This is a genomic window from Lysobacterales bacterium, assembly GCA_016721845.1.
Classification (GTDB): Bacteria; Pseudomonadota; Gammaproteobacteria; order Xanthomonadales; family Ahniellaceae; genus JADKHK01.
Genome location: JADKHK010000013.1, coordinates 385,227 through 411,838, shown reverse-complemented (window position 1 = coordinate 411,838; position 26,612 = coordinate 385,227). Strand labels below are relative to the sequence as shown.

Below are 26,612 nucleotides of genomic sequence, written 5' to 3'. Positions count from 1 at the left end.
GACGATGCAGACCCTGTTGCCCGAAGGCGAGGAGCTGGCCGCCGTCGATCTCGGATCGAACAGCTTCCATCTCGTGGTCGCGCGCTACGAACGCGGTCAGTTGCAGGTCATCGACCGTCTGCGCGAGGCGGTACGTCTCGCCGCCGGCCTCGGCGAGGACGGGTCGCTCAGCAACGATAAGCGTCGCCAGGCGCTGGCCTGCCTCGCGCAGTTCGGCCAGCGGATCGCACACCTGCCCGACGACCGCGTCTGGGCGGTCGGGACCAATACCATCCGCAAGCTGAAGTCGCCGCGCGCCTTCCTGATTGCGGCGGAAACCGCACTCGGGCACCCGATCGAGATCGTCTCGGGCCGCGAGGAGGCGCGCCTGATCTACCTCGGCGTGGCGCACGGGATTCCGGAGAGCCGCAAGCGCCGCCTCGTCGTCGACATCGGCGGCGGATCGACCGAGTTCATCATCGGCGAAGGCCATGCACCGATCGAGCGCGAGAGTCTGCAGATGGGCTGCGTCGCCTCGACCCTGAAGTATTTCCCCGGCGGCGAACTCACGCGCAAACGCTACGACGACGCCCGCGCCAGCATCGCGCTGGAATTGCAGCAATTCGCGGCCGACTACAAGGCCCGAGGCTGGAAGGAGTGCTGGGGTTCCTCGGGCACGATCAAGGCGATCGGCGACATCGCACACAAGCTCGGCGAGAAGGATGGCGTCATCACTCGTGCGGTGATGGAGGAGATCCGCGACAGCATGATCAAGGCCGGGCACGTCGACACGATCAAGCTGCCCTCGCTCAGCGAAGAGCGCCGCGGCGTCATCGTCGGCGGCGCGGTGATCCTGCACACGGTGATCGAGACACTCGGCATCAAGTCGATGCAGGCCTGCGAGACCGCGATGCGCGACGGCCTGCTCTGGGACATGGTGGGGCGCGCCGAACACAGCGACCCGCGCGAGGCGACGATCCAGGCCTTGTGCCAGCGCTACAGCGTCGACGAGGCCCATGCCGAACGCGTCGAGCGCAGCGCCCTGACCATGTTCGATGCGGTCGCCGAGGCCTGGAAGCTGGACGAGACCCATCGCACCTGGCTGCATTTCGCGGCGCGCGTGCACGAAATAGGCCTGGCGATCGCGCACAGCCAGCATCATCAACATGCGGAATACATCCTCGCGCATTCTGATCTCGCCGGATTCACCCGCCTCGAACAGCAGACCCTGGCCGTGGTCGTGCGCGGCCATCGTCGCGGCATTCCGCTCAAGGAACTGAAATCGCTGCCGGCGCGCGCTGCACCCCAGGCGGAGCGGCTGATGATCCTGCTGCGCCTTGCCGCCCTGCTGCATCGGTCGCGCGTCGATGAGCGCGTTCCCAAACTGGCGATCGAGGGCAGCGATCGTGCCCTGAAGCTGGCCTTGCCGGAACGCTGGCTGCAATCGCATCCCTTGACGCAGACCGACCTGGAACAGGAACGAGACCATCTCGCCGCGATCGACTTCAAGCTGGTCGTGAAAACCGTCTAATCGCTCTGCGGAACCGCGTCCGCTGCGCTAGCCTTGGTGCTCCATCCTCGCGGAGTCCGACCATGATCTTCGACAGCATCCTCGACACCATCGGCCGCACGCCGGTCGTGCGCGTGCAGCGCCTCGCGCCGGCCGGCGTGACGATGTACGTCAAGCTCGAAGCCTTCAACCCGATGTCGTCGGTGAAGGACCGCCTCGCGCTCGCCATCATCCTCGACGCCGAAGCCAGCGGCGCGCTGAAACAGGGCCAGATGGTGGTCGAAGCAACCTCGGGCAATACCGGCATCGCACTGGCAATGGTCTGCGCAGCGCGCGGCTATCCCTTCGTCGCCTTCATGAGCGATTCGTTCTCGGTCGAACGCCGCAAACTGATGCGTGCGCTCGGCGCCAAGGTGATCCTGACGCCGGCCGCCGAGCGGGCCACCGGCATGGTTCGCATCGCCAACGAATACGCCGCGAAACACGGTGCCTTTGTCGCGCGACAGTTCGAAAATCCGGCCAATCCGGCCTGGCACCGCAACACCACCGGACCGGAGATCCTCGGCGACTTCGCCGGTCGCCGCCTCGACTGGTTCGTCACCGGCTACGGCACTGGCGGCACCCTGACCGGCGCCGGCGAAGTGCTGAAATTCGCCCGCCCCGATCTGCGCATCTGTGTCACCGAACCGGAAGGCGCGGCCCTGCTCTCCGGTCGCGAATGGGCACCACACAAGATCCAGGGCTGGACCCCGAACTTCATTCCGGGCGTACTCAATCGCGACATCTTCGACCGCATCGAAACCGTCACCGACCTCGAAGCCCGCGACACCGCCCGCGCATTGTCGACACAGGAAGGCATCTTCTGCGGCCTGTCCTCGGGCGGCACCTTCGCGGCGGCACTGAAAGTGGCCCGGATCGCCGAACCGGGCAGCGTGATCCTGACCATGCTTCCCGACACCGGCGAACGCTACCTCAGCACTTTCCTGTTCGAAGGCATCAACGAAGGGTCCGACGAATAGGCGGTTCGATCAGCCTTGCCGCAGCCAGGCCGAGATGCTCGCCGCGGCATCGCGGCCGTCGGCCACGGCGGTGACCACCAGGTCGGCGCCGCGCACGACATCGCCGCCGGCAAACAATTTCGGCTGGGCGGTCTGGAACGGCAGGCGCCCGGACTGCCCGACGAGGAGTCGTTGATCGGGGGTCCGTTCGTTGGCGTGCGTGGTCAACCAGTCGGCCGGATCGGGACGGAAGCCGAAGGCGAGAATCACCACATCGGCGGCGATCACGGTCTCGCTGCCGTCGACGATCTCCGGACCGACATTGCGTGCGCCATGCGCCGAAGCACGCGTCTCGACGACGCGCACACCGGTCGCACGATCCTCGCCTTCGATCGCGAGCGGCTGGCGATGGAACAGGAAACGCACGCCTTCGTCCTTGGCGTTCTTCACCTCGCGCCTGGAGCCCGGCATCGAGGCTTCGTCGCGACGATAGATGCAGGTGACCTCGCTGGCACCGAGACGCACCGCGGTGCGCACGCAATCCATGCCGGTATCACCGCCACCCAACACGACGACGCGTTGGCCGCGCACATCCAGCGACGGCGCCGCCTGCGACCAACCCGCCACCGGCCCCGTCGTGGGAGCAGCCTCCGATCTGCGATCTTTGGTATCGCCGTGCAGCACCCGGCGCCCGTTCGCGACCAGGAAGGGCAAAGCCGGCACCACTCCCGGCAAGGATTGCCCCGGCAACGCGGCATCGACGTAGCGATAGGCGCCGGTGCCGGCGAACACCGCATCGAACTCGGCGAGCAATTGATCCAGCGTGCGCTCGCGGCCGATTTCGACACCAAGATGGAAGGTCACGCCCATCGCTTCGAGCACCGCGCGCCGCGTCGCGATCACCTGCTTCTCCAGCTTGAACGGCGGAATGCCGAAGGTGAGCAGGCCACCGATTTCCTCGTAGCGATCGAACACATGCGCCTCGATGCCGAGACGCGCCAGCCGATCGGCGCAACTCAGGCCGGCCGGGCCGGCACCGATGATGGCGACGCGCCGACCGGTCGGCACCACGCGCGACAGGTCCGGTCGCCAGCCTTGCTTGAATGCTTCGTCGACGATGTATTTCTCGACCGCGCCAATCGTCACTGCCTCGAAGCCGACATTGATCGTGCAGGCGCCTTCGCAGAGTCGATCCTGCGGACAGACGCGACCGCAGATCTCCGGCAACGGATTGGTCTCGTGCGCGAGTTCGGCGGCGTCGAACAGGCGGCCTTCCTTGACCAGCGCCAGCCAGTTCGGGATGTCGTTGTGGACCGGGCATTTCCACGAGCAATAGGGATTGCCGCAGTCGAGACAGCGCGCGCTCTGCTCGAGCGCGGCCGGCGCGTCGTAGTGGCCGTAGATTTCGTTCCAGCCGAGCACGCGCACGTTCACCGGCAGTTCGCGCGGTGTGCGCCGCGGCACTTCGAGGAACTGGAACACGCCGGGCTTGGCGGACTTCGCGACAGGCTTGTTCATGCCGCCCTCCCGAGCGTGTCGATCAGCGATTCGAGACTGGCGGCCTTCGGTTTCACCAACCAGAACTTGCCGAGGAAGTCGCGGTATTCGGTCAACAAGGTGCGACCCCAGGCGCTTTCGGTCTCGAACACGTGACGGCGCACCAGTCGCTGCAGATGCTGCAGGTGATGTTCCATGCCCTCGGGCGACAGACGCAGGATGTCGATCAACTCATGGTTGTAGCGATCGACGAAATCGCGATCGAGATCGAGCACATAGGCGAAACCGCCGGTGAAGCCGGCGCCGAAGTTCATGCCGACGCGCCCGAGCACGGCGACGACGCCCCCGGTCATGTATTCGCAGCAATGATCTCCCGCGCCCTCGACGACCGCGGTCGCACCCGAATTACGCACCGCGAAGCGTTCACCGGCACGACCCGCGGCATACAGTTCGCCACCGGTGGCGCCGTACAGGCAGGTGTTGCCGATGATCGGCGTGCGCGTGCGACGAAGCGCGCGCCGACCGGCGGACGGATGACCAGGCGGCCGCCGGCCATGCCCTTGCCGACGTAGTCGTTGGCGTCGCCTTCCAGGTGAAGGTTCAAGCCACCCGCATTCCACGCCCCGAAGCTCTGGCCGCTGTGGCCCTTGAAGCGCGCATGGATCGGCTTGTCGCGCATGCCGTGGTTGCCGTGCCGGCGTGCGATCAGGCCCGAGATGCGCGCACCGATGGCACGATCGGCATTGCGGATCTCATACCTGAACTCGCCGCCCTGCTTGCCCTCGATGGCCTCGCGCATGTCGGCGGCCATGCGGCTCGCGAGCTGGGCCGGGTCACGCGGCGGATTGCGGGTGCCGGCCGCGCAGGAATTCACGTCACGGTCGAACACGTCGTCGGCGAGCAGTGGGAGCAGATCGAGCCCGCGTTGCTTGTCGGTCTCGCCATCGAGCACGCCCAGCAGGTCGGTGCGACCGATCAGGTCATCGAGCTTCGCGACGCCGAGGCGCGCCAGCCATTCGCGCGTTTCCATCGCGACGAAGCGGAAGTAATTCATCACCCGCTCGGGCAAGCCGGTGAAATGCGCTTCGCGCAAGCGCTCGTCCTGGGTGGCGACGCCGGTCGCGCAATTGTTCAGATGGCAGATGCGCAGGTACTTGCAGCCGAGCGCGATCATCGGACCGGTGCCGAAGCCGAAGCTATCGGCACCGAGGATCGCCGCCTTGATCACGTCAAGCCCGGTCTTCAACCCGCCATCGACCTGCAGGCGCACCTTGCCGCGCAGCCCGTTGCGCCGCAGCGTCTGGCGCGCTTCCGACACACCCAGTTCCCAGGGCGCGCCGGCGTGCTTGATCGACGAGATCGGGCTGGCGCCGGTGCCGCCGTCGTAGCCGGAAATCGTGATCATGTCGGCATAGGCCTTGGCGACACCGGCCGCCACCGTGCCGATGCCGGCATGCGCCACCAGTTTCACAGAGACCAGCGCTTCGGGATTCACTTCCTTGAGGTCGAAGATCAGTTCCGCCAGGTCCTCGATCGAGTAGATGTCGTGATGCGGCGGCGGCGAGATCAGGCCGATGCCGGGCCGCGCATACCGCAAGCGCGCGATCAGGTCGTTGACCTTGTGCCCCGGCAATTGGCCACCTTCGCCCGGTTTGGCGCCCTGCGCGATCTTGATCTGCAGCACCTCGGCATTGATCAGGTATTCGGGCGTGACTCCGAAACGACCGGATGCGACCTGCTTGATCTTCGACATCTTCTCGGTGCCGTAGCGCTCCGGATCCTCGCCGCCTTCACCTGAATTCGAACGGCCACCGAGCCGGTTCATCGCGATCGCCAGCGCCTCGTGCGCTTCCGGCGACAAGGCGCCCAGCGACATGCCGGCGGAATCGAAGCGCGGCAACAGCGATTCGATGGGCTCCACCGCCTCGATCGGCAACGGCGCATCCGGCGACTTCAGCGCAAGCAGGTCGCGCAGCGTCGACGCCGGGCGCGTGTTCACGTGATCGGCATAGACGCGATAGTCGGAATAGTCGCCGGTCAGCACCGCGCGCTGCAGGCTCTGCACCACATCCGGATTGAACATGTGGTACTCGCCGCCATGGCGATACTTCAGCAGGCTGCCCGGCTCGATGTTCGCCTGCGCGCTGAAGGCCAGTGCATGCAGGGTGCGCGCATCGGCTTCGAGCTCGGCAAACCCGGCACCGCCGATGCGGCTCGGCGTATGCGCGAAGCACAGGTCCACGACTTCGCGCTTCAGGCCGATGATCTCGAACAGGCGCGCGCCACGGTACGAGCCGATCGTGCTGATGCCCATCTTCGAAATGATCTTGAGCAGGCCCTTCTTGATGCCGCGCCGGTAGCTGCGGCCGAGTTCGATCATTTCGCCGCCACGCTTGGGCTTGATGATCTTGCCTTGCGCCAGCTCGATCAGCGTCTGATAGGCAAGGTAGGGATACACCGCGGTCGCGCCATAGCCGATCAGGCAGGCGAAATGATGCGGATCGCGCGCCGTGCCGGTCTCGATGATCAGGTTGCATTCGCAACGCAGACCTACATGCACGAGATGATCGTGCACCGCACCGGTGGCGAGCAGCGCATGCATCGTCAAACGCCCGGCCTCCGGATGCATGTCGCTCAGGATCACGATGACGGTACCGGCACGCACGGAGGCCTCGACCGCCGCGCACAGGTGACGAATGGCGGACGCCAGGCCGAGGGTCGCGTCGAAATGCAGCGCGAAACGCTCATGCGCATTCGCGAATTCCTCGTGCGCCAGCATCTGCCGCAGCTTGCGTTGCGACAGGATCGGCGAGTTCAGCATGGTCTGGCGCGCGTTTTCCGGCGCCATCTCGAAGGCATTGCCTTCACGCCCGATCGGCGTCGACAGACTCATCACGCATTGTTCGCGCAACGGATCGATCGGCGGATTGGTGACCTGCGCAAACGCCTGGCGGAAATAGTCGTAGAGCGACCGCGTCTGCCGCGACAACACCGCGAGCGGGGTGTCGTCGCCCATCGAGCCGATGGCTTCCTGCTCGGTTTCGGCGAGCACGCGCAACTGGTCTTCGCGCTCCTCGCGCGTCAACTGGAACAGCTTCTGGTGTCGATGCAAGGTGGCCGCATCGAAGGGTTCGGTCGCGAGCGCCGGATCGATCAGGTCCGACACCAGGTAACGGCTGCCCTGCTTCAGCCAACGCTTGAACGGCGCGCGCGCCCGGTTGATCGCATCGATCGCGGGGGAGTCCAGGAATTCGCCCGAATAGAGATCGACCGCGATCATCTCGCCCGGACCGATCTTGCCCTTCGCGGTGATGTCGGCGGCATCGATGTCGTAGATGCCGGTCTCGGAGCCGATCACGAGGTGGCGGTCGCGCGTCATCAACCAGCGCGCCGGGCGCAGGCCGTTGCGATCGACCGTGCAGCCGGCATACCGCCCGTCGCAAAGCACGATGCCGGCGGGTCCGTCCCAGGGATCGATCGACAGGGCGTGATAGTCGTAGAAGGCGGCGAGGTCGGGATCGCGCGCTTCCAGCGCACCGGTGGCCGGCGGGATCAGCACGCGCATCGCTTGCAGCAGGTCCATGCCTCCGGCCAGCAGCACCTCGAGCATGTTGTCGAGGCTCATCGAATCCGAGCCGCTGAGCGACACCAGCGGCTTCAGTTCACGCAGGTCGATAGCGGGCGTGCGCCATTTCGCGCTGCGCGCCTCGGCCCAGTGCCGGTTGCCTTCGATGGTGTTGATTTCGCCGTTGTGAGCAAGCAGGCGAAACGGCTGCGCCAGCCGCCATTGCGGCGCGGTATTGGTCGAGAAGCGCTGGTGGAAGGTCGCGAACGCGGCGGCCAGCAACGGATGCGCGAGGTCCGGGTAGAACACGCGCAGGCCGGCCGGCAGCACCATGGCCTTGTAGCCGAGCGTGTGCGCCGACAGCGTGACCACGTAGAAATCGCGGTCGTCGGCCAGACGCATCTCGCTGCGCCGACGGGCCAGGAACAGCGCACGCTGGAAGCTCGACTGGTCCATCGCCACCGTCGGCATCACGAACACCTGCTCCATGCGCGGCATGCTGGCCAGTGCCTGCGCGCCACAGGGTTCGGTATCGATCGGCAATTCGCGCCAGCCGGCAACGCGCAGTTCGACGCGCTGACATTCGGCTTCGAGCACGCCACGGGCCTCGGCCGCGAGTGCCGTGTCAGGGCTCAGGAAGACATTGCCGGCCGCGAACGATGGCCCGAGGCGGATGCCGCATTCGGCCGCGACGTGACGCAGGAATTTTTCCGGTCGCTGCAGCAGGAGTCCGCAGCCATCGCCGGACTTGCCGTCGGCCCCCACTGCGCCGCGATGAGCCATGCGTTCCAGTGCCGTGATCGCGGCATCGACCAGACCGCGCGAGGGCGCGTTGTCGAGGCTCGCGATCAGCCCGAAGCCGCAACTGTCGTGCTCGAAACGCGGGTCATACAAGCCAAGCTGTCGATCGTCGCCCATGTCGTTCGCCCATGATGCATCGCGACGCGTGTGCGTCGTGACGCAGTGAATGCCATGACCAATCTGGTATCGGGGGCGCGTAGAGCCTTGGCTCTAAGCGGTGGCATGCTGCGCGCACGACACGCCGATCCGTGCGACAACCACGCGCTGCCTGGGGCATTCAGATGACACCGAACAAGGACGAACAGGGCATTCGCCGCTCATTGCGCCGGGTCGAGCGCCGATTTCCGGGACGCTTCGCGCGCTTCCTGCGCTGGCTGCGACGACCGGGTTCGCGCTGGGTTCGCATCCCGCTCGCACTCGTGCTGAGCGCAGCTGGCGTGATCGGCTTCCTGCCGGTGCTCGGGTTCTGGATGCTGCCGCTCGGCCTGCTGCTGCTTGCCCAGGACCTGCCGCTGCTGCGTCGCCCGATGCGGCGACTGCTGGTCTGCTCGGAACGTCGCTGGCGCAAGCACCAATGGCACCGCAGACGCCGCCGCGACGACGGCGTCGATGGGTAATCAGACGACGATCGGCGAACCGTCAAACCGGGTCAGGCCGAACCCGGCGAAGGACTCCGGATAGGTGCTGCGCACGTCAGCGAGAAAGGCCAGACCGACCTGTTCACCGAGACGCAGGCCCTCGACACCATCCGACCAGTAGTGCACGCCTGCGATATTGCGGCCAATGGCGATATTGCCTGCGAGTTTGTCGAGTTCGCCGCCGAGGGTCAGCGCCGCGCCGGCATAGGCGTCGAGGGTATTGCCGTCATCACTTGCCACCACCGGATTCGGCAGCACGAAGCTTTCCTTGAAGAATGCCTTCAGCACGGTGACGCACGCACCGGCGATGGCGGCATGGCCGGCCGGATACGAGGGGTGCGTCGGCGACCCTTCGGCGAAGGCCATCGGCAGCAGCACGCTGCCATGTGCGGCATGCAGTCGATCCAGCACCGGCGACGCGATCAACGCGGCATGGATCGGGTAGCTGCGCACGCCGCTTTCGCTCTGGTGCACGCGTAGCGCAAAGGCTTCGGGTCGCAGCGTGCGATTGACCGACCACTTCTGGTACCACGCCGCCTTGAGCGCCAAGGCCGCGACTTGCGCGACCATCGACAACACATCCGGACCACCCATGCAGACGAAGCCGGCGCGATTGGCATAGGCCTTGTACGGATTGGCGTCATCGAGCGCCGCAGCACCCAGGCCGAGCAGGATCAGCGCCGCATTGAGGAAGGCCTGGTAACTGAAATCCTTGTGCACGTATTCGCCGAGATCGCGTCCGCAACCGCCATAGACTGGTGCACCGAGGGTCAACGCCTGCGACGGCGCGATCCCGTTCTGCACACGCAGGCATTCTGCGAGCGTGGTCATGAAATCGACCCCATGCGCGCCGGCGGCGTATTTCTGCGTGATCGTGGTCATGCCATAGGGAATCGGCTTCCACAGCAACTGAGACAGGTACGGGCCGATCTTCTCGCCCGCGCTGACCCCGCGGAACAGGGTCTGCACGGTGACATCGCGGAACAACGCGAAGCGACGCAGGTCGGCGACCGCATCGGCCGCCAAAGACGACTGCGGATAGTGCGCGAACGGCACGTCGCGCAGCAGCGCCATCCAGTAGACCTCGCACATTTCGGCGGCGCGCTGCTCGCTCGAAAATGCCGGTGCGGCCGGAATCCGCAGCCGGGTCGGGTCCGCGCCTTCCATCTGGAACGCCCATGCGTCCTGCGGACTCACCTGCTTGGCGGTGCCCCCCATCGGCACGGCGCTCCAGTCCGACTCCAGATTGCTGATGCAGGCACGCCGCAAGGCCTGATAGGCCGCTGCATCGACTTCACCGCTGGCATCGTGCGGCAGGCCTTTCGAATACTGGGCCGCGAAATTCGGCACCGATTGCTCATCACCATTGTCGGCAGGATCAGCCATGACCCCGGACAAATTCGCGGCCGCACGTGCGATGCGCTGTTCAAGCGCCCTGGCGCCACGCGGCGTGGTGCGTGGCCGCGGCGCGAAACCCGCCTTGGCGTCGCCACTGCTGATTGCCGCACCTGCACCGATCAAGCTGACCGCCGCAACCCCGGTCGATCCGAGAAAGCCGCGTCGACTGACCGACACGGCGTCGGCTTCGGCGCTGGCGCCGGTCTGCTGGATCTGATGCATGCCATTTCCCTTGGAGTGATCGAGCGGTGGTCGGGTTTCACGCCGACGTCATCGCGGCAACTTACGTAGTGGCCTCGAAAAACTCAATACGCCAGGTCGAGATTGCGGTTACTTCGCACGCTGTCGCGCGACTTCGAACAGCGCGACGCCGGTCGCCACCGACACATTCAACGATTCCATCGGACCCGGCATCGGAATGCGCACGAGATAGTCGCAACGCTCGCGGGTCAATCGTCGCATGCCCTCGTCTTCGGCCCCCATCACGAGTGCACTGGGACCGCGGAAATCGGTGTCATGAATCGTTTGCGTGGCGTCGCCATCGAGCCCGCTGATCCAGACGCCGGCCTCCTTCAGCACCTCCATCGCCCGTGCCAGATTGGTCGCACGCACGATCGGGATGCGGTCCGCCGCACCGGCCGACGCACGTCGCACGGTCGCATTCAAGGGTGCCGCATGATCCTTCGGCACGATCACCGCGGTGACTTTGGCGGCCAGTGCACTGCGCAAGCAGGCGCCGAGATTGTGCGGATCGGTGATCTCGTCGAGGATCAGGAACAGCGCGTCGTGGCCGGCGGCCTCGATCAAGGCCGGAAGATCCTTTTCCGTCTTCGCGGCCGGCGCGTTGTAGAACGCCACCACGCCCTGGTGCCGTTCACCGCCGCACAACTTGTCGAGCTGAGCCATGTCACGGGCATGCAGCTTGATGTCGAGTTCGCGCGCCGCGTCGACCAGCCGCTTCAGACGCGGATTCTTCGCCGCGTCCGCGACCATGATCTCGACCACATTGCCGGCGTCATGCTTCATCGCCGCTTCGACGGCATGGATGCCGGCGAGAATGTCCTTGCTCATCGCTTCTTCTTCCCTTGTTCCTTGCTGGCGGCCGGCGGCACCAGGCGCAAATCGACCTTGCGTTCTTCCATGCTTGCGCGCAGCACCTGCACACGCAGCGTGTCGCCGAGGCGGAAGCGCAGGCCCTGGCGGTCGCCGACCATTTCGCGGCGTCCGGCGTCGAAGTGGTAGTAGTCGTTGGGCAACTGGGTGACGTGGATCAGGCCGGTGACACCGGTGTCGGCGATGGCGACGAACAGCCCGAATGACGTGACGCCGCTGATGATGCCGTCGAACTCGGAGCCGACATGCTTGCTCATCCAGGCGCACTGGTAACGCTCGTTGACCTCGCGCGAGGCCTCGTCGGCGCGGCGCTCGCGCTGCGAGCAGTGCTGCGCGCGCGCCAGCATTTCGCTGGGCCCGGCCTCGTAATTCGCCGCCTTGCCGCCGTTCAGCACGTGGCGGATCGCGCGATGCACGAGCAGGTCCGGATAGCGCCTGATCGGTGAGGTGAAATGGGCATACGCATCGAGCGCGAGGCCGAAGTGGCCGTTGCAGTCCGGGTGGTAGACGGCGAGGCTCTGCGAGCGCAGCAACACCTGTTCGAGCAGCAGCGCATCGGGACGTTTGCGGATCTTGCGCAGCAGCGCCGCATAGTCGGCCGGTTTCACCGACGCATGCGGTGGCAAGCGCAGACTGAATTCGGCCAGAAAACTCTGCAGCTCCTCGAATTTTTCTTCGGGCGGCGGCGGATGCACGCGGTACGGCGCCGGCACCTTGGCCTTGTTCAGGAACTTCGCGGCCTCGACGTTCGCCGCGATCATGCATTCCTCGATCAGCTTGTGGGCGTCGTTGCGCGCCTGCGGCTGCATCGCCAGCACTTCGCCTGCGGCGCCGAGCGAGAACTTCACTTCCTGCGACTCGAACTCGATCGCGCCGCGTTCAGACCTGCGTTTCACGAAGGCCTTGTAGAGCGCATGCAGGTTTTCCAGGTGCGGCAACAGTTCGCCCATCGCCGCACGTTCCTCGGCATCGCGTTCGCCGATCGCGCGCCAGACACGCGTGTAGGTCAGGCGTGCATGCGAGCGCATCACCGCCGGGTGGAACTTGGATTTGCTGACTTCGCCGTCCGCCGTGACGACCATGTCGCAGACCATGCACAGGCGCTCGACATTCGGGTTCAGCGAACAGATGCCGTTCGACAGCGTCTCCGGCAGCATCGGCACGACGAAGCCCGGGAAGTAGACCGAGGTTGCGCGTTCGAAAGCCTGCTTGTCGAGTTCGCTGCCGACCGGCACGTAGTGCGAGACGTCGGCGATCGCGACCACGAGCCGCCAGCCGCCGCCCTTGCGCGGTTCGCAAAACACGGCATCGTCGAAATCGCGCGCGTCCTCGCCATCGATGGTGACGAGCGGCAGGTCGCGCAGATCCAGACGCATCTCGCGATCGCGCTTCGTGACCTCCGGTTCGACCCGTTCGGCCTCGCGGGTCACTTCGACCGGCCAGTCGTGCGGCAAACCATGCGATTCGATCGCGACACGCACGATCAGCGACGCGGTCAGCTTCTCACCCAACACGGCGACGACGCGACCCAGAGGTGGACGTTCCTTGCTCGGTGGCTCGGTGATCTCGGCGATCACGATCTGACCGGCCGCCGCGCCACCGCGCTGGTCGGGCGGGATCAACACTTCCTGGCTCAGACGGCGATCATCGGGAATGACGATGCCGAGTCCACGGCGCTCGTCGAAACGACCGACGAGGCGCGGGCGACGCCGCTCCAGCACCTCCGCGATCGCGGCTTCGCGACGGCCGCGACGGTCGATGTTGGTGACGTTCACCAGCACCCGGTCGCCATGCATGACCGCACGCATTTCGTTCGGCGGGATGAACAGGTCGTCGCCACCGTCGTCCGGCTTCAGGAAGCCGAAGCCGTCCGGGTTCGCGATCACCGAACCGGCGATCAGGTCCAGCTTTTTGGCGACGCCATAACCGCCGCGACGATTCACCAGCAACTGGCCTTCGCGCACCATCGCGGTGAGTCGACGGGTCAAGGCGTCGAGCCGTTCTTCGTCGCGATAACCGAGCTTCACCGCGATGCGCTCGACCGTCATCAACTCGGCGGACTCGCCCAGGAATGTGGCGAGGCCTTCGCGCGACAGGATCGGATTGGCGTAGCGCAAGGACTCGCGCTCGGCCTGCGGGTCGGCATAACGACTCCGCCGCTGCGGCGCGCTCGCGGGCGTCCCGGAAGGAGCGGTGCGCTTCGACCGCTCGCCCTGCGCCGGGCCCGTCACCAGCACGTCAGGCAGCCATGGCGCCGCCTTCTTCTTCGGCTTGCCGGTCGATGCCGCGACGGCCCCGCCGCCGACCCGCTTGCCCGGTCCGCGCGCGCGACGCTCGCCCGCCGATCCCGCACCCGAACTGCCCTTGCCGCCGCCTCGTTTCTTCACGCATCGCTCCCGATCATCGACGCATGGTAAGTCGAATGCCGCGAAAGCGCCTCCCGCGTTGACAAATCCGCGCCCCGCACCTAGAGTGCGCGCCCCTGCACGGCCCAATCCGGCGCAGGAACACCTGCCCAGGTGGCGGAATTGGTAGACGCACTAGTTTCAGGTACTAGCGGGGCGACCCGTGGAGGTTCGAGTCCTCTCTTGGGCACCATCTTCAAACACAACGCCGGCCTCGTGCCGGCGTTGTTGTTTCCGGAGGCTGCGGACGTCGTCGTGGCCGCGATCGGACGCGGCCCGCCCGGCCATCCCACATTTGGTCCCATCGCGAAATCGGGCGTTCGAGGCATCTGGTAGAACTACGGCGACTTCCGCGCGCTGCGCCCACCTCCGAGACCCTTGCCATGACGCCAACCACTGCCCGTCCCGTTGCAGCGCGCGCCCGCCTGCGTCAAACCGTCGCCATGCTGCTCGCGATATCGACCTTCGCAGGCAGCGCCTTCGCTGGAAACGATGACCTCGCACCGATCCGCGCCCAGCTCGCGGCGCAACACGATGCGAATGTGCAGCGTTTGAAGGACTGGATCGCGTTGCCGTCGATCGCGGCGGAAAACCTGAATTCGACCGAGGGTGCCGAACATCAGGCGCAGTTGCTGCGCGATGCGGGTTTCCAGCAGGTCGAGATCATCCCGACCGAGGGCAAGCCCGGCGTGTTCGCGACGCTGGACGCGGGCGCGGAAAAAACCGTCGGCGTGTACTTCATGTACGACGTGAAGCAATACGATGCATCGGAATGGAAATCTCCGCCGCTCGAAGGTCGCATCGTCGAGATGCCCGACATCGGCAAGGTGATGATGGGCCGTGGCGCGGTGAACCAGAAGGGTCCGGAGTCGGCGTTTCTCGCGGCCCTGCATGCATTCAAGGCCGCGGATCGAAAACTCCCGGTGAACCTCGTGCTCGTGGCCGAGGGCGAGGAAGAGATCGGATCGGTGCACATCCGCCAGCTGGTGCACACGCCGAAGGTGCAGGCGGCGTTCGCGAAGACGATCGGCGTGTTCATGCCGACCGCGATGCAGGGCCTCGACGGTGTCGTGACCGTGAGCCTCGGTGCCAAAGGCATCGTCGAGTTGGAGCTGATCGCGAGTGGCGAAAAATGGGGCCGCGGCCCAAACAAGGACGTGCATTCCTCGCTGAAAGCCATGGTCGACAGCCCGGCCTGGCGTCTGGTCAAGGCGCTGGACACCCTGGTGTCCGAAGATGGCAACACCATCACGATCGACGGCTATCCGAAGGCACCGCCGATCAGCGACGCGCACCGGGCGATGATCGCGAAAGCCTCGACGGTGCGCGACGAAGCCATCACCAAACAGCAGCTCGGCGTCAGCCACTGGATCGATGATCTGCCGTGGCAACAGGCGCAGGAGCGGCTGGTGTCGCAACCGACGGTGAACATCGAAGGACTGGTCGGTGGCTACACCGGTCCGGGCGGCAAGACCGTGCTGCCGCACCAAGCGATCGCGAAGATCGACATGCGCCTCGTGCCCGGCATGCACTTCGACGATGCGGTGGCGGCGCTGAAAGCGCATCTCGCGAAGCGCGGTTACGGCGATATCGAAGTGAAGGTGTCCGGCGGCTACAACCCGACCGAGACCCGTGCCGATAGTCCCTTCATCCAGGCCATGCAGGCGGCACTGCGCGGGCGCGGCATCGACCCGCTGCTGTGGCCGCGCAATGCCGGTTCGTACCCGGGTTTCGTGTTCACCGATCCGCCGCTGAACCTGCCCGCCGGCCACTTCGGCCTCGGCCACGGCAGCGGCGCGCACGCGCCGAACGAGTATTACGTCATCGAATCGACCAATCCGAATATCGACAGCTACGACGGCGCGGCACTGTCGTTCGCCGAATTCCTGGTCGAACTCGGCAAGTAGGACGGACGACCAAACGCGATGTCCCGCTACAGCGGCCCGCTGCTGACGCGCGCGCTTGCCGAGGCACTGCGCGCGGCGCGCGCTTGCGGTGCGGCGCAGGTGGTCGATTCGTTCGATCTCGGCCGCACCCGCAGTGAAGCTGTCCTCGATGCCGAGGGCTGGCAGTGGTGCGGCACGCGCTATCCATGGCCAGAAGCACTGAAAGACCGCACGGTGTATTTCTGGGACGGTTCGGCGTTCGTGCCGCTGCAGCGTTATGCGGGTTCGCTGATCAAGCTCGTGCCGACCGAGTGGGGCACGCCGACCTTCGAGATCGACGGCATCAAGATGCTGGTCTCGGCGCAGATCGCGCCGATGGACGACGCGAAGCGCAAGGTCGCGCTGATCCAGCCGCGCGGCAAGCAGATTCTCGACACCTGCGGCGGCCTCGGTTACTTCGCCGCGTGTTGCCTGGCTGACGGCGCGGCGCACATCCACAGCGTCGAAAAGAACCGCGACGTGTTGTGGCTGCGTCGGCACAATCCGTGGTCGCCGGCCCCGGACAGCGCCGAGGCCGGCGGGCGCCTGCACCTCGTGCACGGCGATATCGCGGACTTGATGCACGCCCTGCCCGATCAGGGTTTCGATGCGGTGCTGCACGATCCACCACGCTTCGGCATCGCCGGCGAACTGTACGCCCAATCGTTCTACGACCAGCTCGCGCGCGTCTTGCGTCCCGGCGGACGCCTGTTTCACTACACGGGCGCGCCGAACCGCAAGACCAGCGGCCGCGACGTGCCGGCCGAGGTCGCCCGGCGGCTGGAGAAGTCCGGATTCAGGACCGAACTCGTCCTCGATGGCGTATACGCGACCAAGGCGAGCGGACCGACGCGTCGATAGCAGGTTGCCGGGCTTGGCCTCCTGGCGCGCGGGACTGCGTATGGACTGACGAAGGCAGTGCGCTACGCTAGCGCCACGCCTGAGAGGATGCGAACCATGCACAATCACACGCGATTGATCGGTCGGATGACGATATCCGGATTGGCCGCCAGCGGCATGCTTCACGCGCAGGACTTTCCCGACCCCTACTTCGTCGACAGCAACGGCGATGGCATCGACGGCGAGTTGAATCAGGCGATCTTCGTCGCGCCGCCGCCGCTCGGGAACAACGCCAACAGCGGCATGACGCCGGAATCACCGGTCGCGACCATTTCGCAAGGCATCTCGCTGGCGCAGACCCACCTGATGCCGCAGGTGCTGGTGCAGGTCGGCACCTACAACGAATCGTTGACGATGGTGGGCGGCGTGCACGTCTTCGGCGGATTCGACGCGACCTGGGCGCGCGTGCAGAGCACCGGCTCGGTCGCGACCATTGTTCAAGGCGGCAACACCGCGGTTCTCGCCAATGCCGTGAATGTGCCCGCCACGCTGTCCTTCCTGACGCTGCGTTCGACCAATGCCGTCGCCGCCGGCGAAAGCAGTTACGGCATTCGCGTCATCAACAGCGCCGGGCCCGTGTTCATTCGGTACAACCGCATCGAACCCGGCAGCGGCGCAGATGGCACCGATGCTGCGGACGCGCCCGATCGTTCACCGACGCAGGCCCCCAATGGCCTCGATGGCCAGGCCGCGCGCCAGTCCAGTTCGACCATTGCCTTGCTGGGCGGAGCCGGCGGGAACAATCCCACCTGCCCGGATGCCTCCAACATCGGCGGCCAGGGCGGCAGCGGCGGCGTCGGCATCACGGGAGCAAATGGTCAATCCGGCGAACCGGGTTCGGGCGGGGCCACGGCCGGCGGCGGCGGAGCGACCTCATCGAGCTTCAGTACCGACGGCGCTCCAGGCGCGGGGGGCGGCAACGGCGCTGCAGGCGTTCCGGGCCCCTCGGGCAGCGTGGCGGTGTCGATCGTGGGCGCGCTCAACAGTGGACTCTATGTGCCGCCCCAAGGCTCCGCCGGCGTCGATGGCACCCACGGCAAGAGTGGCGCCGGTGGTGGTGGTGGCGGCGGCCAGAATTGCAGCGTGGGCTGCAACCCCGACCTGGGCGGCAGCGGCGGCGGCGGCGGCGCGGGCGGCTGCGCTGGTTTCGGTGCCCAGTCCGGCGGGGCCGGCGGTGCGTCGATCGGCATCGTCGTGGACAACACATCGAATGCAACGATTGCCGACAACTACCTGAAGCCTTCGAGCGGCGGCCAGGGTGGGGACGGCGGCGACGGCGGCGACGCACAATCCGGCGGTCCGAGGGGCCTGGGTGGACCTGTGGGAGACGACGGCGGCGCTGGTGGCGCGGGCGGCCAGGGCGGCAACGGCGGTGCCGGCGGCCCCGGCGCCGGTGGCCACGGTGGCGCATCCATTGGCATCTTCGATCCCACCACGCGCGCCGTTGTCGATCGCCTGCGCTACACGCAGGCTGCGACGGCGGCCTTGCCCGGCGCACACGGCGCCAGCAATCCAAACGCTTTGCCCTCGTCGGGCGTTCGCGTGCTCCGTCATCCCACCCCCCTCGCCGCACAACCCGCACCGACACCGACCATCGCATCATTCACCTTGGTCGAACCTGCGACCGGCAGCGTCACGGCCTACATCCCGGTCACGCTGAGCGGCACCACCGAGGCCGTCACGACCGTGGGTTACAGCGTCACCAATGGCACAGCCACCGGTGGCGGCACCGACTTCACCCTTGCCAACGGCAATGTCGTGTTCAACCCGTGGACCAACCAGGCGAGCATTGCGGTGCAGGTACACGCAGACCCGTTCGCCGAAGGCAGCGAAACATTCACGGTGACGCCGACCGGGCCCGGGATCTTCACGCCAGCGACGATCACGATCGTCGATGACGCGCTGTTCGCGGACGGCTTCGATTGATTGCGATGACAGCTTCGGGCACCGTATCGCGTCATCCGGTCGAGAACCCGAGGACGCTCCGATGAATCTGCCCTGCCCCACCTGCTCCGCGAACGAATTGCGCAGCACCACGCTGACCGAGCAATTGCCGGCACAGTCCTGTCCGGAGTGCCGCGGCGCGTTGTTGTCGCTGATCGACTATCGGGAATGGCGCAATGCCCACGCTGCGCCGGACGATGCGATCAGCGACGCCGGCGAGGCCAGCAGTCAGACCGAAGACAACAAGGCCATGCTGCGCTGTCCGCAATGCAAGGGCTTCATGACCAAGTTCCGCTTCTCGGCCGATGCTGCCAACCACATCGATCATTGCGATCGTTGCGATCTGGTCTGGCTGGATCACGGCGAATGGCGCCTAGTCGAACAACTGGCGCGCAGCGGTCAGCTCGCCAAGATCTTCGACGCCAACTGGCAAAAGCGTCTGCGCGAGGAACAGGCCAGGCGCCGCGCCGAAGCCCGCTGGCGCGAGCAGCTGGGCGACGATTTCGCGAAGGCCAAGGAGCTGCGCGGCTGGCTGGCCGGGCACCCGAAGGGCAAGGAATTGCTCGCCTTCCTGTTCCTGTCGCAGACCGAAGGGGCTTGACCTAAATCGCGGGGCGTAGGGGCGTAGCGCGCTACGCCCCTGCATCGCTCGCCTTGGCTCTTGTGGGAGCGGGCTCCGCCCCGCGACGCTTTACCGGATCAAGGCGTCGGTTCCAGTCCCATCTCGCGGATCAGATGATCGGCCTGATCGACTTCGTCCATGACCCACAGCATGTAGCGGATGTCCACGTGAATGGCGCGCGTCTGGGCCGGATTGAACACCCAGCTCGCGCTCACCGATTCCCAGTTGCCGTCGAACACGAGGCCGACCACTTCACCGCGACCGTTCAAGGTCGGAGACCCGGAATTGCCGCCGGTGATGTCGACATCGGTCAGGAAGTTCACCGGCACCGTGCCAAGCTTCGGGTCGGCATACTTGCCGTAGTGCTTCTGACGCATCAGTTCGACCGCACGCGTCGGGTGCAGGAACGGATCAGCATCGGTGACCTTGGCGAGCACACCTTCCAGCGTCGTGAATTCGGTATTGGCGACACCGTCCCTGGGTGAATAACCGGTGACCGATCCATAAGTGACGCGCAGCGAGTTGTTCGCATCCGGATAGGCCGGACGACCTTCCGATTCGCGGAACGCAATCAGTGCATCCAGATAGGCGGCCCGGTACAGGCCATCGTTGCCGGCACGCACCTTCCACTCGGCTTCCATGCGTTCGAAGGCCGGATACATCGCGACGGCCAACTGCACGAAGCTGTCGGCGGACTTCTCGAAGTCGCGCGGTGTCGCATCGAGCAAGGCCATGCGCGCGTCGAGGCCGCCGAGTTTCGTGTTCGCATAGAGTCGATCAAGCGCGGCATCGAGGTCCGTCACGGTCATGCCGTCGCGGTCGATGCCGAGGGCCCGGTCGATTTCCGGGATGCGCGCCGACTTCGCCAACTTGAGGTAACGACCGAGCGAAAGTTCGAACAGGGCACGATCGACTTCGGCATCGAAGCGCTGATTGATCGAGGCCATGCGGCCCTTGAACTTGATCTCGTCGCGCGCCTGGAAGCCGAAGCTGCGCTCGGCGTCGGCCTTGCGCCGTTCGCGGCTGAGTTTGTACAGGTCGCGCGCGGCGCCATACAGTGTCGGCCCCATCGACAGCAGACTGTTGCCATACAGCTCGGTTTCACGCAGTGAACGAATCCGCGCCAGTTCCGCTTTCAGCGCCGTCACGGCCCGGCCGTACTTGGCTGTGCGACCAGCATCGGCATCGATCCACGCGAGCAGGCGTGCCTCCTCCGCTTCCTTGTCGGCGACCGCCGTAGTCTTCGCGAAACCTTCGAGCTGGCCCTGCTGATTCTTCCAGCCGTTCGAGAGGCTCTGCACGGTCGATGCGTACTTGATCGCCGCGTCCGGGCGGTCCTTGGTCATGCGCGCGATGGTGTCGAGCGCCTCGCCCATGTTCGTGATGCTGCGCGGATAGCTGAATTCGATGGCATCGCGCAGTTCCTCGGCAAGGCGCGAACGATTGGTTCGCGCCGGATAGCCGGCGACCATCGCGTAATCGCCCACCTGCAAGCCCTTGGGATCAATCTTGAGCCAGCTCCTCGGCTGATACGGCTTGTTGTCCTTGCTGTAGGGCGCCGGCTTTCCGTCCGGGCCGACATAGCCGCGCAGGAAGGTGAAGTCGCCGGTATGGCGCGGCCACATCCAGTTATCGACATCGCCACCGAAGTTGCCGATCTGCTCGGACGGTGCATACACCAGGCGCACATCCTTGATCTCGAGTTGCTTGATCAACAGGTAATTGCGGCCACCGTTGAAGTTGTAGACATCACAGCGATAGCCCGGATCGCGCTCGCATTCGGCGGCGGCCTGCTTCGAACGCTTGTCGATGGTGGCGTATCGCTTCAGTCCGCCCACGCCGTCCATGCCCCGCGTCAACCGCGCAGTGACGTCGGTGATCGATTCGGTCACGTACAGGCGCTGGTTCGGGTCGGCCGGCAGTTCGGCCGCAAAGTCCTTGGCCAGGAAGCCATCAGCCATCAGGTTCTTTTCTTTCGTCGAGTTGAACTGGACGATGCCGAAACCGCAGTGATGATTGGTCGCGACCAGTCCGCTGGGCGACAGGAACGAGCCGGTGCAATAGCCCAGACCGACGATGGCGTTCAACGGATACTCGGTCAGCGAGGACAGGTCCGTCGCGTCGAGTTCGAGTCCACGCGCCTTCAACTTCGCTTCGATCGAAGGCATTTGCGACGGCGGCCACATGCCTTCGTCCGCGGAAACGGCGGCCGCGGCCAACGCGGTGGCGAGCAGGGTGAATCGAACCAACATATGCATGGTCGGACCTCGAACAGGATTGCGAAGCCGCGTGTTATGCCCGAGGGGCAGGCAGGCTGCAAACGCCAAGACGGCGCGATGGTGCAGAACGTGGGCGGCCCGGGACGAAGCCGCCCGAGATCGGCTCAATGTGAAGCTGCGGTGACGCCGACCGCGATCGCGCTTGCACGTTGAACCAGTTCGACGAACTCGGCGCGATGGCCGTGGCGATCGGGCAAGCTGCTCTCCCGAGCCAAGTCGGCAATCGCCTCGAAATCGAGCCCGGCGTCCTGCGCACCTCGCAACCGCTGCGCGAACGCGGCCACGGCCGCTGCCTGCTGCAATCGTGCACCCGCTCGCTCGGCGATCTGGGCACGCGTCACCGGAATGCTCAGCAGTTGGCTGTCGGCTCCCTGCGCCGTCTTGTATCGAAGCTTGACGAAGGCGAATTCGCCCGCACCAGCCGCTGACGTGGCCGCAGCCGTGTAGCGCAGCGGGTCGGTGCGTTCGCCCCCGGATCCGACCAGCACGATCTCGTACAACGCCGTGACATCGTGGCCAGCTCCGATCTCGCCGGCGTCGACGCGGTCATCGTTGAAGTCCTCGCGTGCAAGCAACCGATTCTCGTAACCGATCAATCGATATTCCGCCACCAACGCGGGATTGAACTCGACCTGCACCTTCACGTCGTGCGCGATCGTGAACAGGGTCGATGAGAGTTCCTCACCGAACACCTTGTTGGCCTCGTTCAACGAATCGATGTAGGCATGATTGCCGTTGCCGATGTCGGCCAGTTGCTCGGACAGTTCGTCGTTGTAGTTGTCGTCGCCGAAACCGAGCGTGGTCAGTCCGATGCCCTGTTCGCGATGCTCGGCAATCCTGGCTTTCAGCGTCGCCAGGTCGTGGACGCCGACGTTGAAGTCGCCGTCGGTCGCCAAGATCACGCGATTGATGCCGCTGTCGATACGAGCCTCGCGCGCAAGGCCGTATGCCAAATCTATGCCGGCGCCACCATTGGTCGAACCGCCCGCCTCCAGCCGATTCAGCGCCGCCAAAATGACGCGCTCGCGATCGCCCGGCGTCGGCTCGAGCACGACCCCGGCGGAGCCGGCGTAAACGACGATGCTGACGCGATCCTGGGGACGCAGTTTCGGCACCAATTGCTTGAACGCGTCGATCAGCAACGGAAGCTTGTCCGCAGGCATCATCGATCCCGACGTGTCGATCAGGAACACCAGGTTCGCCGGCGGCAATGCTTCGGACGGCAGTTCGTAACCTTTCAGACCGACCAGCAGCAGATGGCGATTCGGCGCCCAGGGTGCCGGCGCGAGTTCGGTATGCACAGCGAACGGCGCCTCGCGTTGCGTCGGTGGCGCGTAGTCGTAATCGAAGTAGTTGATGAACTCTTCCGCGCGCACCGCGTCCGCCGGTGGCAGGTAGCCGGCATTCAGCATCCGCCGCACATTGCTGTAGCTGCCGGTATCGACATCGACCGAAAACGTCGATACCGGCTGGTCGACAACGCGAGTCACGCGGTTCTGTTCGATACGCGCATAGCGCTCCCCGTCCGGGGGATAGGCCATGCGCATCGAACTGTCCATGTCGGCGGGAGCATAGGCCGCGGCGGTTTCAGGCGCCACCTCGAGCGGCGCCTCGTCACTGACCGCTTTCTTTGAAGCACAAGCCGACAACATCAGCAGTAGGACCGCGAGCAAAACCGGGGCGCGACGCAGCATGGTGACTCCTTCGTGGGTGAGTGACGGGACAAGCGCCTCGACTCTGTCGACGTGTGCATGAACCTTGAGGGAGCATTCCCGGCTGCGGCAGCGGCGCGTTCAACGACCAGTCATCCCTCGCCCGGCCCAGCGCCAGCGCCAGCGCCAGTCCACAACTTGGAGGTCGCGACCCGGAGCGCCCTCCCCCATAATTGCGTCCCCGCTCCGGAGAACGCCCATGTCGCAAGCGATGATGAAAGCCCTGGTCAAGAAGGAAGCCGCGAAGGGCATCTGGATGGAACAGGTGCCGATGCCGACGATTGGTCCCAACGACGTGCTGATCAAGTTGGAGAAGACCGCGATCTGCGGTACCGACCTGCACATCTACAAATGGGACGAATGGAGCCAGCGCACGATCAAGCCGGGCCTGGTCATCGGCCACGAATTCGTCGGCCGCATCGTCGACCTCGGCCCGGGCGTCACCGGTTATCGCATCGGTGATCGCGTCTCGGCGGAAGGCCACATCGTCTGCGGACACTGCCGCAACTGCCGCGCCGGACGCCAGCACCTGTGCCCGAACACGATCGGCATCGGGGTCAACCGGCATGGCGCCTTCGCCGAATTTATCGCGATGCCGGCCAGCAACCTGTGGCCGATCCCGGACCAGATCCCGAGCGAGCTCGCGGCCTATTTCGACCCCTACGGCAATGCCGCGCACTGCGCGCTCGAATTCGACGTGATCGGCGAAGACGTGCTGATCACCGGCGCCGGCCCGATCGGCATCATCGCCGCCGGCATCTGCAAGCATGTCGGCGCGCGCAACGTCGTGGTCACCGACGTCAACGACTACCGTCTGAAACTCGCCGCCGACATGGGTGCGACGCGTGTCGTCAACGTCAGCAAACAGTCGCTCAAGGACGTCGTGAAGGACCTGCACATGGAGGGTTTCGACGTCGGCCTGGAGATGAGCGGCAACACGCACGCGTTCAACGACATGCTCGACTGCATGTATCACGGCGGCAAGATCGCCCTGCTCGGCATCCTGCCCAAGGGCGCCGGCATCGACTGGGACAAGGTCATCTTCAAGGGCCTGACCATGCACGGCATGTACGGCCGCCGCATGTACGAGACCTGGTACAAGATGACCCAGATGGTGCTGACCGGCTTCCCGCTGCAGAAAGTGCTGACGCACCAGATCCACATCGACGACTTCCAGCGCGGCTTTGACCTGATGGATGCAGGCACCTGCGGCAAAGTCGTCTGCAGCTGGAACTGATGCGCACGCTGCTTGCCCTGTGCGCGTGCTTGCTCGTCTCGGGACAACCGGGGGCGACCGAGCCCACGGCCGATGCGTTCGAAGCCGAGCCCGAGTATCGCAGCGACCAGGTGCTGCAGCCGGCCCTGCTGTCCGGCCCAAGCTGGCAGATCGATCCGGTGGTGCCGATGCGCGGCTATCTCGCGCAGTTCCGGTTGGCGACCGATTACGGCTATCTGCAGGTTGAAGGCCGCGCCGAACTGGTCGAGCGCATCCACGAGATCGAGGTGATCGAACAGCTCGCCGCGATCTCGCGCACGTCGGCCTTCGCGAACGCGATCGGTCATGCCAGCAAGGACATCGCCAAGACCCTCGCACGCATCGGCACCCATCCGATCCAGACGGTGAAGTCGATCCCGGGCGGATTGATGCGCAGCCTGCGTTCGAAGTGGCGCGATCTGCGCGAGCAAACCGCCAAGGCCCGCGATCAGGCCAGCGAGGAATGGCGCGAGGACGATGCCGGGCCCGGCATCGGGCCGCCATCGCCGACGCCGCACGCACGCGAATCGGACTGGTGGCTGCAATCGCAACAGCGTACCGGCAAGCTGGCGAAGCGCTGGATCGGGTTCACCGCGGCGCGGCGCGAACTCGCCCAGCGCATGGGGGTCGACCCGTACTCGCGCAATGCCCTGCTGAATCGCGAACTCGATCGCGTCGCGTGGGCCCGTCTGGTCGGCGACAAGAGCCTGAGCGCCGCGATCGATGCGATGGCGCCGGGGGCGAGTGAAGCGATCGGTGTGAGCCGCAAGATCGACGATGTCGTCTGGCAACTTGATCCGATCGCGCTCGGCCGCCTGCAGCGCGAACGCATGACGGTGCTGTGCGGTGACGATCCGATGATCACGAAATCGATGAATGTCGGCGCATTGTCGCCGACGCAATGGCAACACCTGGTCGATGCGGCGGAAGCCTTGCACCTGGCCCGCTGCGACGCCTTGCTGGACCTGATCGCGCAGACTGAAACCGATGCCGAGGCGCGCTATCTCGTGCGTACCCTGCAGCTGCTGGAGATGCACCGCCCGGCCGGCGCCACGGTCGAACTGGATGAAGCCGGACGCATGCTGGTCGCGCGCATCGATGACACGCTGGTCGTGCCGATGCCGGTCGACGTACTCAGCTGGACGATGCCGATCGCCGACCTGTTCGACGACCCGGCCCTGCGCGCCGCAAAACGCGAGATCTGGCTGGATGGCGAAGCGACGATGCGCGCACAGCGCGAACTCACGCGCCGCGGCTTCGGGCTGCGACTCGATCTGCCGCGCAGCACCCGTGAAGCGCTGCCGCTGCCCGACGGATTCGCGCCAGGATGAGCGCCCGCGAGATCAGCATCAAGCTCTACCGCACCAATGAGCATCCGTGCGGGTACTACCGCGATCGCCTCGCCCGCGACCTCGTGCTCGATCCGGAATCGCCCGAACTCAAGCATGTCTTCCCGAATGCATTGGGCTCCGGTTTCCGGCGTTCCGGGCCGCGGGTCTATCGACCGGACTGCGTCGGCTGCCGCGACTGCGTATCGAGCCGCGTCGTCGTCGCCGAGTTCAAGCCGAATCGCAGCCAGGCACGCAGCCTGAAGCGGAACAGCGGCCTGCGCGTGAGCATCGAGCCGCCGTATTGCAACGACGAACGCCTGGCCCTGTACCAGCGCTATCTCGGCTCACGCCACGCCGGCGGCGGCATGGATGGCGCCGGCGCCGCCGATTTCGAACAGTTCCTGCAGGCCCGCTGGTGCGATACCCGGTTCCTGTGCGTGCGCGAAGGCGAGCGGTTGGTCGCTGCCGCGGTGACCGATGTCACGCCGATCGGCCTGAGCGCGGTCTACACGTTTTTCGACCCGGACATGGCCAGCCGCAGCCTGGGCGTGTTCTGCATCCTGCAGCAGATTGCTTGGGCAGGACGCATGGGCCTGCCACACCTCTATCTCGGCTACTGGCTCGATGGCCACGCCAAGATGGGCTACAAGCAGCACTACCAGCCGCTGGAACTGTTGCGCGAAGGCCACTGGCAACGCTTGCCGACGAGCAAGGACACGACGGAGTAACCCGTGGACGCT

General features: G+C 65.7%; 16 protein-coding genes, 1 tRNA gene and 1 pseudogene. 11 read left to right on the top strand and 7 right to left on the bottom strand.

All coding sequences use genetic code 11. The features are described 5' to 3' along the window. The first annotated feature begins 4 nt into the window (after positions 1–4). Together IPP28_09215 and cysK are read left to right on the top strand one after the other, a co-directional pair. Complete coding sequence (locus IPP28_09215) at positions 5–1,510, top strand: Ppx/GppA family phosphatase (GenBank protein MBL0041197.1); 1,506 nt, start codon at positions 5–7, stop codon at positions 1,508–1,510. A 62-nt stretch (positions 1,511–1,572) separates the two neighbouring features. Next, positions 1,573–2,508, top strand: a complete 936-nt coding sequence (gene cysK / locus IPP28_09210) for a cysteine synthase A (protein MBL0041196.1) — start codon at positions 1,573–1,575, stop codon at positions 2,506–2,508. Positions 2,509–2,517: 9 nt separating this feature from the next. Here the strand turns inward: cysK and IPP28_09205 are convergent, their stop codons facing one another. Continuing rightward, positions 2,518–4,005, bottom strand: coding sequence for an FAD-dependent oxidoreductase (locus IPP28_09205; GenBank protein MBL0041195.1), 1,488 nt, complete (start codon positions 4,003–4,005; stop codon positions 2,518–2,520). Then, positions 4,002–8,467: pseudogene (gene gltB / locus IPP28_09200) on the bottom strand (glutamate synthase large subunit). The gene IPP28_09205 and the pseudogene gltB overlap by 4 nt, the downstream one beginning before the upstream one ends. Positions 8,468–8,631: 164 nt before the next feature. On the opposite strand from gltB, the gene IPP28_09195 reads away from it, so the two are divergent. Next, positions 8,632–8,967 (top strand): hypothetical protein, encoded by a 336-nt coding sequence (locus tag IPP28_09195; GenBank protein MBL0041194.1) that lies wholly within the window; start codon positions 8,632–8,634, stop codon positions 8,965–8,967. Here IPP28_09195 and IPP28_09190 read toward each other — a convergent pair whose 3' ends face one another. From IPP28_09190 to rnr, 3 genes are all read right to left on the bottom strand, one after another. Continuing rightward, complete coding sequence (locus IPP28_09190) at positions 8,968–10,608, bottom strand: vanadium-dependent haloperoxidase (GenBank protein ID MBL0041193.1); 1,641 nt, start codon at positions 10,606–10,608, stop codon at positions 8,968–8,970. Positions 10,609–10,716: 108 nt separating this feature from the next. Then, positions 10,717–11,457, bottom strand: a complete 741-nt coding sequence (gene rlmB, locus IPP28_09185; GenBank protein ID MBL0041192.1) for a 23S rRNA (guanosine(2251)-2'-O)-methyltransferase RlmB — start codon at positions 11,455–11,457, stop codon at positions 10,717–10,719. After that, positions 11,454–13,745 (bottom strand): ribonuclease R, encoded by a 2,292-nt coding sequence (gene rnr / locus IPP28_09180; protein MBL0041191.1) that lies wholly within the window; start codon positions 13,743–13,745, stop codon positions 11,454–11,456. The genes rlmB and rnr overlap by 4 nt, the downstream gene beginning before the upstream one ends. 267 nt (positions 13,746–14,012) lie before the next feature. Here rnr and IPP28_09175 point away from each other — a divergent pair. From IPP28_09175 to IPP28_09155, 5 genes are all read left to right on the top strand, one after another. Then, a tRNA-Leu gene (locus IPP28_09175) sits at positions 14,013–14,097 on the top strand. A gap of 250 nt (positions 14,098–14,347) precedes the next feature. Then, entirely contained in the window at positions 14,348–15,811 is a 1,464-nt protein-coding gene (locus IPP28_09170; protein ID MBL0041190.1) for a M20/M25/M40 family metallo-hydrolase, read from the top strand. Positions 15,812–15,829: 18 nt separating this feature from the next. Continuing rightward, positions 15,830–16,690, top strand: a complete 861-nt coding sequence (locus IPP28_09165) for a methyltransferase (protein ID MBL0041189.1) — start codon at positions 15,830–15,832, stop codon at positions 16,688–16,690. Between the two features lie 96 nt (positions 16,691–16,786). After that, positions 16,787–18,655 carry a hypothetical protein gene (locus IPP28_09160; GenBank protein MBL0041188.1) on the top strand — a complete coding sequence of 623 codons (1,869 nt, stop codon included), beginning with the start codon at positions 16,787–16,789 and terminating at the stop codon, positions 18,653–18,655. Positions 18,656–18,716: 61 nt separating this feature from the next. Further along, entirely contained in the window at positions 18,717–19,274 is a 558-nt protein-coding gene (locus IPP28_09155; GenBank protein ID MBL0041187.1) for a zf-TFIIB domain-containing protein, read from the top strand. A 98-nt stretch (positions 19,275–19,372) separates the two neighbouring features. Here IPP28_09155 and IPP28_09150 read toward each other — a convergent pair whose 3' ends face one another. Next, positions 19,373–21,547, bottom strand: coding sequence for a S46 family peptidase (locus IPP28_09150; protein MBL0041186.1), 2,175 nt, complete (start codon positions 21,545–21,547; stop codon positions 19,373–19,375). Positions 21,548–21,678: 131 nt separating this feature from the next. Then, complete coding sequence (locus IPP28_09145; GenBank protein MBL0041185.1) at positions 21,679–23,268, bottom strand: VWA domain-containing protein; 1,590 nt, start codon at positions 23,266–23,268, stop codon at positions 21,679–21,681. A 232-nt stretch (positions 23,269–23,500) separates the two neighbouring features. On the opposite strand from IPP28_09145, the gene tdh reads away from it, so the two are divergent. From tdh to IPP28_09130, 3 genes are read left to right on the top strand one after another with little or no spacing between them, the layout of a single operon-like run. Continuing rightward, a complete protein-coding gene (gene tdh / locus IPP28_09140) occupies positions 23,501–24,523 on the top strand; it encodes an L-threonine 3-dehydrogenase (protein MBL0041184.1) in 1,023 nt (340 codons plus the stop codon). Further along, the gene (locus IPP28_09135; protein ID MBL0041183.1) at positions 24,523–25,872 is read left to right on the top strand and encodes a hypothetical protein; all 1,350 of its coding nucleotides are present in this window, start codon (positions 24,523–24,525) and stop codon (positions 25,870–25,872) included. The genes tdh and IPP28_09135 overlap by 1 nt, the downstream gene beginning before the upstream one ends. Further along, entirely contained in the window at positions 25,869–26,600 is a 732-nt protein-coding gene (locus IPP28_09130; protein ID MBL0041182.1) for an arginyltransferase, read from the top strand. Before IPP28_09135 ends, IPP28_09130 begins: the two co-directional genes overlap by 4 nt. Positions 26,601–26,612: the final 12 nt, after the last annotated feature.

What these genes read in the sequence shown, in the direction of transcription:
- cysK (MBL0041196.1), top strand. Translation starts at nt 1,573, where the DNA reads ATGATCTTCGACAGCATCCTCGACACCATCGGCCGCACGCCGGTCGTG.
- IPP28_09170 (MBL0041190.1), top strand. Translation starts at nt 14,348, where the DNA reads ATGCTGCTCGCGATATCGACCTTCGCAGGCAGCGCCTTCGCTGGAAAC.
- IPP28_09150 (MBL0041186.1), bottom strand. Translation starts at nt 21,547, where the DNA reads ATGTTGGTTCGATTCACCCTGCTCGCCACCGCGTTGGCCGCGGCCGCC.
- IPP28_09165 (MBL0041189.1), top strand. Translation starts at nt 15,830, where the DNA reads ATGTCCCGCTACAGCGGCCCGCTGCTGACGCGCGCGCTTGCCGAGGCA.
- IPP28_09155 (MBL0041187.1), top strand. Translation starts at nt 18,717, where the DNA reads ATGAATCTGCCCTGCCCCACCTGCTCCGCGAACGAATTGCGCAGCACC.
- IPP28_09135 (MBL0041183.1), top strand. Translation starts at nt 24,523, where the DNA reads ATGCGCACGCTGCTTGCCCTGTGCGCGTGCTTGCTCGTCTCGGGACAA.
- IPP28_09205 (MBL0041195.1), bottom strand. Translation starts at nt 4,005, where the DNA reads ATGAACAAGCCTGTCGCGAAGTCCGCCAAGCCCGGCGTGTTCCAGTTC.
- IPP28_09145 (MBL0041185.1), bottom strand. Translation starts at nt 23,268, where the DNA reads ATGCTGCGTCGCGCCCCGGTTTTGCTCGCGGTCCTACTGCTGATGTTG.
- IPP28_09160 (MBL0041188.1), top strand. Translation starts at nt 16,787, where the DNA reads ATGCACAATCACACGCGATTGATCGGTCGGATGACGATATCCGGATTG.
- IPP28_09195 (MBL0041194.1), top strand. Translation starts at nt 8,632, where the DNA reads ATGACACCGAACAAGGACGAACAGGGCATTCGCCGCTCATTGCGCCGG.
- IPP28_09190 (MBL0041193.1), bottom strand. Translation starts at nt 10,608, where the DNA reads ATGCATCAGATCCAGCAGACCGGCGCCAGCGCCGAAGCCGACGCCGTG.
- IPP28_09130 (MBL0041182.1), top strand. Translation starts at nt 25,869, where the DNA reads ATGAGCGCCCGCGAGATCAGCATCAAGCTCTACCGCACCAATGAGCAT.
- IPP28_09215 (MBL0041197.1), top strand. Translation starts at nt 5, where the DNA reads ATGCAGACCCTGTTGCCCGAAGGCGAGGAGCTGGCCGCCGTCGATCTC.
- rlmB (MBL0041192.1), bottom strand. Translation starts at nt 11,457, where the DNA reads ATGAGCAAGGACATTCTCGCCGGCATCCATGCCGTCGAAGCGGCGATG.
- tdh (MBL0041184.1), top strand. Translation starts at nt 23,501, where the DNA reads ATGAAAGCCCTGGTCAAGAAGGAAGCCGCGAAGGGCATCTGGATGGAA.